This is a genomic window from Providencia sp. PROV122 (assembly GCF_028482365.1).
Classification (GTDB): Bacteria; Pseudomonadota; Gammaproteobacteria; order Enterobacterales; family Enterobacteriaceae; genus Providencia; species Providencia stuartii.
Window position 1 is genome coordinate 218,579 of sequence record NZ_JAMPQI010000004.1, and the last position, 11,587, is coordinate 230,165.

The 11,587-nt window shown below is 43.6% G+C and carries 14 protein-coding genes; 1 reads left to right on the top strand and 13 read right to left on the bottom strand.

Annotated features, from left to right (window positions below; all coding sequences use genetic code 11):
• Window positions 1-8: 8 nt before the first annotated feature.
• From holB to yceD, 12 genes are all read right to left on the bottom strand, one after another.
• Window positions 9-1,001, bottom strand: coding sequence for a DNA polymerase III subunit delta' (gene holB / locus PSE69_RS04230; RefSeq protein WP_036940789.1), 993 nt, complete (start codon window positions 999-1,001; stop codon window positions 9-11).
• A 9-nt stretch (window positions 1,002-1,010) separates the two neighbouring features.
• Entirely contained in the window at window positions 1,011-1,637 is a 627-nt protein-coding gene (gene tmk / locus PSE69_RS04235; RefSeq protein WP_272675042.1) for a dTMP kinase, read from the bottom strand.
• Between the two features lies 1 nt (window position 1,638).
• Window positions 1,639-2,667 (bottom strand): endolytic transglycosylase MltG, encoded by a 1,029-nt coding sequence (gene mltG / locus PSE69_RS04240; RefSeq protein ID WP_121874551.1) that lies wholly within the window; start codon window positions 2,665-2,667, stop codon window positions 1,639-1,641.
• 18 nt (window positions 2,668-2,685) lie between these two features.
• Window positions 2,686-3,516, bottom strand: coding sequence for an aminodeoxychorismate lyase (pabC, locus tag PSE69_RS04245; protein WP_014656176.1), 831 nt, complete (start codon window positions 3,514-3,516; stop codon window positions 2,686-2,688).
• A gap of 160 nt (window positions 3,517-3,676) precedes the next feature.
• Window positions 3,677-4,927 carry a beta-ketoacyl-ACP synthase II gene (fabF, locus tag PSE69_RS04250; RefSeq protein WP_014656177.1) on the bottom strand — a complete coding sequence of 417 codons (1,251 nt, stop codon included), beginning with the start codon at window positions 4,925-4,927 and terminating at the stop codon, window positions 3,677-3,679.
• 80 nt (window positions 4,928-5,007) lie between these two features.
• Window positions 5,008-5,244: an acyl carrier protein gene (gene acpP / locus PSE69_RS04255; protein ID WP_004920830.1), complete on the bottom strand. Its 237-nt coding sequence runs from the start codon at window positions 5,242-5,244 to the stop codon at window positions 5,008-5,010.
• A 155-nt stretch (window positions 5,245-5,399) separates the two neighbouring features.
• On the bottom strand, window positions 5,400-6,134 hold the full coding sequence (gene fabG / locus PSE69_RS04260; RefSeq protein WP_004920831.1) for a 3-oxoacyl-ACP reductase FabG: 735 nt from the start codon (window positions 6,132-6,134) through the stop codon (window positions 5,400-5,402).
• Between the two features lie 7 nt (window positions 6,135-6,141).
• The gene (gene fabD, locus PSE69_RS04265) at window positions 6,142-7,074 is read right to left on the bottom strand and encodes an ACP S-malonyltransferase (RefSeq protein WP_121874550.1); all 933 of its coding nucleotides are present in this window, start codon (window positions 7,072-7,074) and stop codon (window positions 6,142-6,144) included.
• An 18-nt stretch (window positions 7,075-7,092) separates the two neighbouring features.
• Entirely contained in the window at window positions 7,093-8,043 is a 951-nt protein-coding gene (locus PSE69_RS04270) for a beta-ketoacyl-ACP synthase III (RefSeq protein ID WP_004920833.1), read from the bottom strand.
• 3 nt (window positions 8,044-8,046) lie between these two features.
• Window positions 8,047-9,093, bottom strand: a complete 1,047-nt coding sequence (gene plsX / locus PSE69_RS04275; RefSeq protein ID WP_014656180.1) for a phosphate acyltransferase PlsX — start codon at window positions 9,091-9,093, stop codon at window positions 8,047-8,049.
• A gap of 23 nt (window positions 9,094-9,116) precedes the next feature.
• The gene (gene rpmF, locus PSE69_RS04280) at window positions 9,117-9,287 is read right to left on the bottom strand and encodes a 50S ribosomal protein L32 (RefSeq protein ID WP_004920835.1); all 171 of its coding nucleotides are present in this window, start codon (window positions 9,285-9,287) and stop codon (window positions 9,117-9,119) included.
• A gap of 12 nt (window positions 9,288-9,299) precedes the next feature.
• Window positions 9,300-9,824: a 23S rRNA accumulation protein YceD gene (yceD, locus tag PSE69_RS04285; RefSeq protein ID WP_004920836.1), complete on the bottom strand. Its 525-nt coding sequence runs from the start codon at window positions 9,822-9,824 to the stop codon at window positions 9,300-9,302.
• Between the two features lie 143 nt (window positions 9,825-9,967).
• On the opposite strand from yceD, the gene PSE69_RS04290 reads away from it, so the two are divergent.
• Window positions 9,968-10,552 (top strand): Maf family protein, encoded by a 585-nt coding sequence (locus PSE69_RS04290; protein WP_004920837.1) that lies wholly within the window; start codon window positions 9,968-9,970, stop codon window positions 10,550-10,552.
• A gap of 48 nt (window positions 10,553-10,600) precedes the next feature.
• Here PSE69_RS04290 and rluC read toward each other — a convergent pair whose 3' ends face one another.
• Window positions 10,601-11,554 (bottom strand): 23S rRNA pseudouridine(955/2504/2580) synthase RluC, encoded by a 954-nt coding sequence (rluC, locus tag PSE69_RS04295; RefSeq protein WP_121874549.1) that lies wholly within the window; start codon window positions 11,552-11,554, stop codon window positions 10,601-10,603.
• Window positions 11,555-11,587 lie beyond the last annotated feature (33 nt).

Consider the following 11,587-nt stretch of genomic DNA (forward strand, 5'->3'; position numbering starts at 1 on the left):
ACTCTTTTTTATGGTGTTGGGGTAACAATTAATGCTTCCCATTGTAATAATTGATTTGTCAAAAGTAACTCTTGATTCAGTGCGGGCACTGTCATCAATTGGTGGCGGCAATTTTGCCAAGCCTCATAAACTTCAAACAATTGTGTATTTGTCATTCGTGATGCAAGTACGCTCACAAGTGGCAATTGGTCTTGATTTAAACAAAATTGGGCTGCATGTTGTTGCAGTTTCATGCTATCGGCTAATAGTCCGAGCAGCCACCCCATCGACTCAATCGCCTTATCATGATGAATCGCAGGTAATAACGACAACATATCATTATGTTGTATCCCATGAGCGAGTTTCTGGCATAGCACACTACGCTGTTGCCAATGCTCAGGTTGCAACAATGACATCGCCGCGACTGGAGCCCCTTGGCACAACTTTAACGCGGTCAATGCGTCGTTATAGTTGACGCCAACGATTTGCTTTTGCAACCAATACCACGCAATTTGCGATTCAGGTGGTGATAAAAAGGTATATAAGCAACGGCTTCGTAGCGTCGCTAATAGATTTTCACGTTTCTCGCAACCTAATAAAAAATAGGTCTGCTTTGTTGGCTCTTCCAAGGTTTTTAAGAGCGCGTTGGCCGCTGCATCGGTCAATGCTTCTGTTCGAGGAATATAGGCGACTTTAGCCCCATTTTGCTGTGCATGACTACTTAAGGTCTCTGTCAGTTTCCTTACCGCTTCCACGCTAACCGTTGTTTTGCCCTTCTCTGGCGCTAAAACATGGTAATCAGGGTGCGTCCCTGCCAACATCAATTGGCAGCTATGGCATTGCCCACAGCTTTTTAGCCCGTCTGTATTTTGGCAAATTAACCAGCGACTAATACCATAGCATAATGCTTCCACTCCGTTACCCGGTAGTGAATGCAATAACAATGCGTGGTGCCCACGACCTTGCTGGTAGGAGGTAATTAGTTGACGATACGTTTCATTCAACCAAGGGTACCAATTCATTGTATCACCTTATTTTGCCAACCATTGCTGCAAAGCTTGGCGAATATCATGTTGAACTTGTTCAATATTCTGGCTTGCATCAATCGTTAAAATAGTCTCATCGGAGGCCGCTAACTCACGATAACGTGCACGAGTGCGTTCAAAAAATGCCAGAGACTCTTGCTCAATTCGGTCTAGCTCACCACGAGCGCGTGCACGCTGTAACCCTAATGCAGGAGGTAGGTCCAAATACAGTGTTAACGCTGGTTTAAATTCCCCCAAAACCAGATCACGCAATGACTGCATAAGTTGGCGATCAATACCACGTCCGCCCCCTTGATAGGCCTGTGAAGATAAATCATGCCTATCACCAACAACCCATTTACCCGCCGCTAAGGCTGGCTTAATGACGTTTTCAACCAGTTGGACACGTGCGGCATACAACATCAAAAGCTCGGCTTTATCAGTGACTTTTTCCCCGCTGATCCCCTGTTTAATGAGTTCACGTAGCTTTTCTGCTAATGGGGTTCCCCCTGGCTCTCGGGTAAAGGCAATGTCTTGGATCCCTGCTTGATTTAATGTTTCAATAACGGTTTTAATCGCAGTGGTTTTACCTGCCCCTTCTAACCCTTCAATAACGATATAGGCGTTTTTCATCTTACTTATCATTCTGTTTTTCAATTTTTCGATACACTTTGACAGCTCGATTATGGTCATTAAGGCTACTACTGAATGTGTGCCCACCTGTACCATCTGCAACAAAGTATAAATAGTTCGTTTTCGCAGGGTGTGCCGCGGCTTTAATTGATGCAAGACTTGGCATTGCTATCGGCGTTGGCGGTAACCCATCAATGCGATAGGTGTTATATGGTGTATAGTTGTCTAAGTCGCTACGATAAATTTTCCCGCGATACTTATCGCCTAAACCATAGATAACTGTAGGATCTGTTTGTAACCGCATATTTTTCTGCAAACGATTCACAAATACCGACGCCACTTGGTTTCTTTCACTGTCAATACCCGTCTCTTTTTCGATGATTGAAGCCATGATTAGCATCTCATACGCGTTTTTGTAAGGTAGATCTTTATCTCTCCCTTGCCAAACTTCATCGACATTTTTTTTCATTTGTTGGTGAGCGCGTTTTAATATATCAATATCACGCGTTCCCGCCGTATACAGATAGGTATCCGGATATAGCCAGCCTTCAAGGGTGGTCGTTCCATCAAAACCAATTAGCGCGTATAACTCTTCTTGTGTTTTCCCTTCCGCCTCATGTTTTAAGTAAGGCGCATCACGTAAGATATTTGTCCAATCAGAGAGTCGGTTACCTTCGACAAAACGAATGGAAAACTGCGCCTCTTTGCCACTGGAAATTAATGCTAACATCTGCGCGATATCCATATTTGGCTGGAGGCGGTAAGTCCCAGCCTTCATTTTAGCTAACTCTGGGCGCAATTTTAGTAACCATTGAAATTTGTTACTTTGATTAATCACTTTTTCGTCTACCAGCAATGCTTCAAGCGCAACGCGGCCTGTTCCAGCAGGAACCGTAAAAACTTTCTCTTGTGTTAGATTTAGCGGCTCTTTTGCATAGTTCAAAAACTGTTGATACATCACATAGGCACTTACGCCTATTACCAACAGAATAACGACAATTGCGATAGAGATTTTTTTAGCGAGTTTCATTCATTAACCATTCAGTGACTAAAGTTGGCAACGTAAAAACAAATATTCAAACAGTTCCCTTGATGAATATTGCCATTGAGGTTTATTGTTACCCAAGGTGATCGTAGCAACCGGCAGTATTGGCATCAACGTATTACAAATAAACACTTCATCACAGTTCCCCAATACATCGGGAAAACGTTCAACCTCCCGAAGATGGTACTGACTAGCAGCTAAAAGCGCTATGATCTTTTGTCTCATTAATCCATTTACGCCAGAAAATGCTAAATTTGGCGTAAATACCGTATCGCCTTTGCGCCAAAAAATATTGGCACTGCAACATTCAATTAAAATACCATCAGAATCAACAACTAAAGCCTCATCAACCTGAGCTTCATCAATTTCTTGGCGTATTAACACCTGCTCAAGGCGATTAAGGTGTTTGATCCCTGCTAAATAGGGATTTTTACTCGTTGGAATACGGCTTAATATCAGTTGGATACCTGATTTCTGCAACGCTTGGTAATGTTGTGGAAAAGGCGCGATAGACATTATTACCGTTGGCTGATTAAACCCTAAAGTGCTATAGCCTCTGCCTCCCGTGCCTCGGCTAATAATCACTTTAACAACGAATTCATCATCATTATGCTGTTGGCAAATCGCGTGGATCTGCTTCTCTAACATTTGCCAATCTGGTTGGGGTAATTTAAGGCGAGAACTATCCTGCATGAGACGCCTAATATGCATATCAAGCATTTTTGGTTGATGATTAAACACATGGATCGTGGTGAAGCAGCCATCACCAAATTGCACAGCCCGATCAGTCACGTCAATATGACGGCACTCAACTCCATTAACCCAGTATAGCATTGATAATTCTTATAATAATGGCTGATAAATCAGTCAGTAACAGGATATTAACTATCATAAACTAAACTGACATAGACTGCAAAACGACACTAAAAATAAAGCCCCAGTATTGTAAACACTGAGGCTTTTACCCTTTACAACGTAAAGTAATACGTCTGGGTTACTCTTCGTGATAGCGACGGAAAATTAATGAACCGTTTGTACCACCAAAACCAAATGAGTTGCACAGAGCATATTCCATATTTTCTACTTTTCTTGCTTTGCCTGGAACAAAATCCAGTTTGCAAGCTTCATCTGGGTTTTCCAGATTGATCGTAGGCGGAACGATTTGCTCTGTCAGTGAAAGGATCGTAAAGATAGACTCAATGGCACCAGCGGCACCTAATAGATGACCTGTCATCGATTTTGTTGAGCTAACTAATACGTCGGTTCCTTCACCAAAGACCGAAATAACCGCTTGCGCTTCCGCTAAGTCACCTGCTGGTGTTGAAGTACCGTGAGCATTGATATAGCCCACTGCATTAGCTTCAATACCTGCATCATGCAGAGCATTTGCCATCGCCAGAGCAGCACCTTCACCATTTTCAGGCGGTGATGTCATATGATAAGCATCACTGCTCATGCCGAAACCAGCAACTTCAGCGTAAATTTTTGCGCCGCGAGCTTTAGCATGTTCATATTCTTCAAGTACGATAATACCCGCACCGTCACCCAGTACAAAGCCATCACGGTCTTTATCCCATGGGCGGCTAGCCGCTTGCGGATCATCATTACGCGTAGAAAGAGCCCGCGCTGCGCCAAAACCTGCAACACCCAATGGCGTTGTCGCTTTTTCAGCGCCACCAGCAATCATTACATCAGCATCACCATAAGCAATCATACGTGCGGCATGACCGATATTGTGGACACCTGAAGTACAGGCTGTGGCAATCGAAATACTTGGGCCACGGAAACCGTAAATAATGCTTAAATGACCTGCGACCATATTAATGATCGTAGAAGGAACGAAGAATGGGCTAACTTTACGAGGACCGCCATTTTGTAATGCTTCACAGTTCTCTTGAATTAGGCCTAGACCACCAATACCAGAACCAATCGCTAACCCTATACGAGTAGCATTGGCTTCTGTTACTTCCAGCCCGGAATCTTTGATAGCTTGATTACCAGCAGCAATTCCATACTGAATGAAAGGGTCCATCTTCCGTGCATCTTTGCGGGAGATACCATAATCTTCGTAATTGAAATCTTTAACTACGCCAGCAAATTTAGTTGCGTGGTTGGTAGTATCAAAATGTTCGATAAGGCTGATACCACTCTGTCCGTCACAAACAGCTTTCCATGATGATTCAACTGTGTTGCCGACAGGAGATAACATGCCCAGTCCGGTTACGACTACACGACGCTTAGACACGTAAATCCTCCAAGGAGGGAAAAAAAGTTATCAAAGAAACATAGGCGGTCGAGTGACCGCCTAGACAAGTTTTAAAACAATTAGTTAGATGCGTTCTCGACGTAATCAATCGCAGCCTGCACTGTTGTGATCTTTTCAGCTTCTTCGTCAGGGATTTCGATATCGAACTCTTCTTCCAGAGCCATAACCAGCTCAACTGTGTCAAGAGAATCAGCGCCCAAGTCATCAACAAACGAAGCTGTTGTTACAACTTCTTCCTCTTTAACACCTAGTTGCTCAACGATGATTTTCTTAACGCGTTCTTCGATAGTGCTCATACTATTAAAATTCCTATCAAAACTCGCTTTCGCGATGGTTTTCGTAGTTTATAAAATACAGGAAAAGATACAACCCAATCCCGGCTGTTGAAACCTAAATTTTGCATTATTTTGCGCTAATTAACACTAATAATGCAAATGGTTCCATCATTTCTTTAGATCATGTACATGCCGCCATTGACATGTAATGTTTCACCTGTGATGTAACCAGCTTCATCAGAAGCTAAAAACGCTACAGCACTGGCAATTTCTTGTGCATCACCAAGCCTGTCGGCAGGAACTTGAGATAAAATGCCTGCACGCTGCTCATCTGTCAATGCCTTGGTCATATCAGTTTCAATAAAACCAGGTGCAACGACATTAACGGTAATGCCACGGGAAGCGACTTCGCGTGCTAATGATTTGCTAAAACCAATTAGCCCAGCTTTCGCTGCTGCATAGTTCGCTTGACCCGCATTTCCCATCACACCTACAACAGATGCGATTGAAATAATACGTCCACAACGTTTTTTCATCATGGCGCGTAATACGGCTTTTGATAAACGGTAAACGGATGAGAGGTTAGTGTCAATAATATCTTGCCACTCATCATCTTTCATACGCATCAAAAGGTTATCACGTGTGATACCTGCATTGTTGACCAGTATATCAATTTCGCCAAATTGTTGACGAATATTATTCAAGGTTTCGTCAATTGATGCAGGGTCTGTCACATTAAGAGCAAAACCTTTGCCTTTTCCATCTAAATAAGCAGAAATCGCTTCTGCTCCTTTTTCGCTGGTTGCTGTACCAATAACCGTCGCACCACGCGCAGCAAGCGTTAAAGCGATCGCTTTCCCGATACCGCGGCTAGCGCCTGTTACAAGTGCAATTTTTCCTTCAAAGCTCATATCGTCCTCAGAGGTTTTCTAATGCAGTGCCTAATGATACAGGATCATTGACTGCAACGGCAGTTAAATTAGAGACAATACGCTTGGTAAGACCAGTTAATACTTTACCCGGACCCACTTCAACAAGATGCTCAATACCTTGATTTACCATGAATTCTACCGTCTCAGTCCAACGAACTGGATTATACAATTGACGAACCAAAGCATCACGAATATTTTCCGCTGATTGCTCAATTTTCACATCAACGTTGTTAATAACTGGGAAATTTGGTTGATTAAACGTTATTTCTTGTAACGCAACTGCTAATTTTTCAGCCGCTGGTTTCATTAACGCACAGTGTGACGGTACACTAACCGATAATGGTAATGCACGTTTTGCGCCCGCCTCTTTACATGCTGCACCAGCGCGCTCAACCGCCGCTTTTTCACCTGCAATCACCACTTGACCTGGTGAGTTAAAATTCACAGGAGAGACGACTTGGCCTTGAGCGGCATCTTGACAAGCTTTCTCGATTGATTCGTTATCTAAACCGATGATCGCATACATCGCGCCTGTTCCTTCTGGAACGGCTTCTTGCATCAATTTACCACGCAACTCAACCAGTTTAATTGCCGCTTTAAAATCAAGAACACCCGCGCACACTAAAGCTGAATATTCACCTAGGCTATGCCCTGCCATCATCGTAGGCATCGCGCCTTTTTTTTCTTGCCAAACACGGAAGATAGCGACAGATGCAGCTAACAGCGCTGGCTGGGTTTGCCATGTTTTGTTCAATTCTTCTTCTGGCCCGTTCTGAACAAGAGCCCAAAGGTCATAACCTAATGCTTCAGACGCCTCAGCGAATGTTTGTTCTACTAACGGACTTTCCGCCGCTAATGCAGACAACATACCAAGAGACTGAGATCCCTGACCGGGAAAAACCATAGCAAATTGTGTCATGTCTATTTTCTCAGTAAATTAAAAACGAACAAGTGCAGAGCCCCAAGTAAAGCCGCCGCCAAATGCTTCTAAGAGCACTAACTGACCACGTTGGATTCGACCATCACGTACCGCTTCATCAAAGGCGGTCGGCACGGATGCAGCCGAGGTGTTACCATGTTTATCTAACGTAACCACCACCTTATCCATGGCCATATCAAGTTTTTTCGCTGTTGCGGAGATGATACGCAAATTTGCTTGATGAGGAACTAACCAATCGAGTTCTTCTTTTGCGATACCGCTTTCAGCCAATGTTTCATCAACAATGTGCGCTAATTCACGCACAGCCACTTTAAAGACTTCATTGCCTGTCATGGTTAAGTAGGCTTGATCTTCTGAGCCTCGTTCACGATTCGGCAGCGCTAACAACTCGCCATAACGCCCATCGGCATGCAGATGTGTTGATATAATACCCGGCTCTTGCGATGCGCCGAGCACCATCGCGCCTGCCGCATCACCAAACAGAATAATAGTACCGCGATCATTTGGGTCTAACGTTTTTGACAGTGCATCTGCACCAATCACTAATGCTTTTTTTGCCATTCCCGTTTTAATAAACTGGTCCACGATGCTTATCGCATACGTAAAACCTGCACACGCTGCGGCAACATCAAATGCAGCACAATCATTAATGCCTAACATTTGTTGAATTTGGCACGCTGCGCTTGGAAACGCGTGTGTTGAAGAGGTCGTTGCGACAACAATTAGCCCAATCTCACTGCTATCGACTTGCGCCATTTCAAGGGCCTTTTGTGCGGCATGAAACCCCATTGTGGCAACACTTTCATCTTCACCAGCAATTCTTCTTTCATGAATACCTGTGCGAGTTACAATCCACTCATCAGAAGTATCAACCATTTTTTCCAGGTCAGCATTTGTTCTAATTTGTGTGGGTAAATAGCTGCCTGTGCCTAATATTTTACTATACATAGGTTATTGATCACTCCTGGGTAATACGATATTCAACCGAGCTGCTATTCTGTCCGGAACTTGTCTATCTACCGATTGAACAGCCCGTTCAATCGCAGCTTTAAATGCACTTTCGTTTGCAGCGCCATGACTTTTTATGACAATTCCCTTTAATCCTAACAGAGTTGCACCATTATACTGGTCGGGGTTCAACTCCCCGAAACGCTTCATCAGCCGTTTTTTAAGCCACTTTTTGGCCAATTGAATCAACCAACTAGGTTTTTTATTCTTTTTGCTTTCATCTGTTGATTTCAACAAGGAAAGTATGACGCGGATCACCCCTTCCATTGTTTTTAGCGTGACGTTACCTGCGAAGCCGTCACACACTAATACATCCGTTTTGCCAGTCAGCAACTCATTGCCCTCGACATAACCGATGTAATTTATTGCCGCGGTTTCTTTAAGAATTGCGGCGGCTTCGCGGATATTATCAAGCCCTTTACTCTCTTCTTCACCAATATTTAGTAGTGCCACTTTTGGTGAAGCAATTTTGGCCACCTCTTCAGCGACGACAGATCCCATCACAGCAAATTGCACTAGCATATCACTACTACAATTGACGTTAGCTCCTAAGTCTAGCACCACGGTTTGACCTTTTTGTTGATTAGGCAAAATGGTCATCAAAGCAGGCCGTTCGATGCCATCAATTGATTTAAGCATCAACTTAGCTAGCCCCATCAAAGCACCCGTATTACCTGCACTCACGCACGCCTGTGCCTGCCCAGTCTTCACTAACTCAAGCGCCACTCGCATGGATGTTCCTTTGCTTTGACGTATTGCCGTTGATGGTTTGGCATCATTAGCGATAACATTTTCAGCAGGAATAATTTCGACACGCGAAGTCAGCTCAACACTTTGTTGTGCGAGCAGTGGTTGAATGGCGTCAGGTTGACCGACTAGCAGTAATTTGAGTGCTGGATTAGATGCCAGAGCCTGCAATGCAGCAGGCACTGTGACGCGGGGACCAACATCCCCGCCCATAGCATCTAACGCAATGGTTAGATTAGCCAAAGTATCAACTTGTAAATCTATAATTACTTGTTGATAACCTTACGGCCACGGTAGTAACCATCTGCAGTCACGTGGTGACGCAGGTGAGTTTCACCGGTAGTTTTGTCTACAGAAACTAGGGTAGCAGTCAGTGCATCATGTGAACGACGCATACCGCGTTTTGAACGAGTTGGTTTATTCTGTTGTACGGCCATTGACCTTACTCCTTAAGTACTTTTCTTTAAACTGGCTAATACGGCAAATGGGTTTGGTTTTTCCGCCTCAGGCGGTAGTTCACCAAAAACCATATCCGCTTCGGACACTTCACAGTGTTCAGAATCATGAACCGGAACCACTGGTAGGGAAAGAATTATTTCATCTTCTATCATTCCCAGCAAATCTATTTCACCAAATTCATCAATTTGAATTGGCTCATAGCCTTCCGGTAATGCTTCGGCCTTTTCGTCACTGACGACAGGACTAAAACAATACGATACGTAAACATGATGCTTGAAATCTTTTCTGCAACGCTGGCATTGTAGGGTGACATCCACATCAGAATGCCCCTCTATGACCGTCAGACGCTGATTATCAATTTTAAATGATAATTCGCTCTCAACATCGCTGTCTACACTGACTACTGATTCAGCAATACGTGTTACTTGCTCAGGTGTGTAACTCCCGACATAGTCGAGGTTTTTTTGAGCTGCACGCTGCGCATCGATAGTCAGGGGTAATTTTACCTTTTGCATAAGGCGCGCATATTAACTTTGTAATGAGCTATAGTCAAAGAAAAAGGCGGGCAAAACTCGCCTTTTCACCAAAAAATCGCCTGTTAAGCGTCAGATAGTTTAAAATGAGTTAACCCTTTTGGCTATGAGTTTCGAGAAAAAATATGAAATCGATTATTTTGGCATCAACCTCTCCCTATCGGCAGCAATTGTTAAAAAAGCTGGGATTACCCTTTTTAGCCGTAGCGCCGAATGTAGACGAAACCCCAGTGTTAAATGAATCCGCAGAGGCATTGGTCACTCGCTTAGCGCATGCTAAGGCACATGCCATCAGTGAACAGCATAAACAACATCTCATCATCGGCTCGGACCAAGTCTGTGTGATTGATGGTGAAATTGCAGGCAAACCATACAATTATGACAATGCCTTTAAACAACTGAAAAGAGCCTCAGGAAAACAAGTCACATTTTATACCGGTCTATGTTTATTAGATTCAACGACGGGAAACTACCATGTGCAGTGTGAACCCTTTAATGTCTATTTTCGTTCTTTAAGTGATAAAGAAATCGAGACTTACTTGCGCAAAGAAGAGCCTTACCAATGCGCCGGAAGTTTTAAGTCGGAAGGGCTAGGGATTGCCTTATTTGATAGGCTTGAAGGGCGTGATCCTAATACATTGATTGGGTTGCCTCTGATCCTGCTATTAGAGATGCTACGCCATCATGGCTACAATCCATTAGATAATTAACAACGCAATAAGTTACCGGCAAATTTGTCTGCCGGTAACTTAATATGCTTAGTTTTTACGTGAACGTAAAACCTTTAAGCATTGATTAAGCTCTTTATCAAGCGGCGCTTGTAACCGCATTTCCTCCCCCGTTTTAGGGTGAATAAACTTTAATGCGCTGGCATGCAAGAACAATCTTTTTAGGCCTGTATCTGCTAATTGGCTATCAAATTGTTTATCGCCATAGCGGTTATCAAACGCAATCGGATGCCCTGCATGTAATGTATGTACACGAATTTGGTGAGTACGCCCCGTTACTGGGCTTGCTTTAACCAAAGTGGCATTATCAAAACGTTCTTCAACTTTAAAGCGCGTTTCTGACGGTTTACCTTCAGGGCTAACACGAACAACACGTTCACCACTTTGCAAGATATTTTTTAATAACGGAGCTTGGATCACTTTGGTATGTGATTGCCAATGCCCGCGCACTAATGCGAGGTAATCTTTTTGCATCTGTTTAAGGCGCAACTGTTCGTGTAACGCTCTTAATGCTGAACGTTTTTTAGCCACCAGCAAAATCCCAGATGTGTCGCGATCCAAACGGTGCACCAACTCTAAAAAGCGTGCTTCTGGGCGAAGCGCTCTTAACCCTTCAATCACCCCAAAACTTAAGCCACTGCCGCCATGAACTGCGGTGCCTGATGGTTTATTAATGACCAGTATTGCGTCGTCTTCATAGAGAATGCAATCAGCTAACGCAGAAACTTTATCCAGTTTTGCCGAAACAGGGGCTTCTTCACGCTCAGCGACTCTTACCGGTGGTACACGGACTTGATCACCTGCAATAAGTTTATACTCAGGTTTAATACGCCCCTTATTAACCCTCACCTCACCCTTGCGAATAATGCGATAGATCATACTCTTAGGAACACCTTTTAATTTTGCGAGCAGGAAATTATCAATACGTTGTCCGGCTTCGTCATCGCTAATATCGATAAACTGAACTTGATTTTGTGTTTTCATTCAAAAATGTGTTAACTCTGATTGATTAAATTA

Coding starts and splice junctions, on each gene's coding strand:
- holB (WP_036940789.1), bottom strand. CDS start 1,001: ATGAATTGGTACCCTTGGTTGAATGAAACGTATCGTCAACTAATTACC.
- tmk (WP_272675042.1), bottom strand. CDS start 1,637: ATGAAAAACGCCTATATCGTTATTGAAGGGTTAGAAGGGGCAGGTAAA.
- mltG (WP_121874551.1), bottom strand. CDS start 2,667: ATGAAACTCGCTAAAAAAATCTCTATCGCAATTGTCGTTATTCTGTTG.
- pabC (WP_014656176.1), bottom strand. CDS start 3,516: ATGCTATACTGGGTTAATGGAGTTGAGTGCCGTCATATTGACGTGACT.
- acpP (WP_004920830.1), bottom strand. CDS start 5,244: ATGAGCACTATCGAAGAACGCGTTAAGAAAATCATCGTTGAGCAACTA.
- fabG (WP_004920831.1), bottom strand. CDS start 6,134: ATGAGCTTTGAAGGAAAAATTGCACTTGTAACAGGCGCTAGCCGCGGT.
- fabD (WP_121874550.1), bottom strand. CDS start 7,074: ATGACACAATTTGCTATGGTTTTTCCCGGTCAGGGATCTCAGTCTCTT.
- PSE69_RS04270 (WP_004920833.1), bottom strand. CDS start 8,043: ATGTATAGTAAAATATTAGGCACAGGCAGCTATTTACCCACACAAATT.
- rpmF (WP_004920835.1), bottom strand. CDS start 9,287: ATGGCCGTACAACAGAATAAACCAACTCGTTCAAAACGCGGTATGCGT.
- yceD (WP_004920836.1), bottom strand. CDS start 9,824: ATGCAAAAGGTAAAATTACCCCTGACTATCGATGCGCAGCGTGCAGCT.
- PSE69_RS04290 (WP_004920837.1), top strand. CDS start 9,968: ATGAAATCGATTATTTTGGCATCAACCTCTCCCTATCGGCAGCAATTG.
- rluC (WP_121874549.1), bottom strand. CDS start 11,554: ATGAAAACACAAAATCAAGTTCAGTTTATCGATATTAGCGATGACGAA.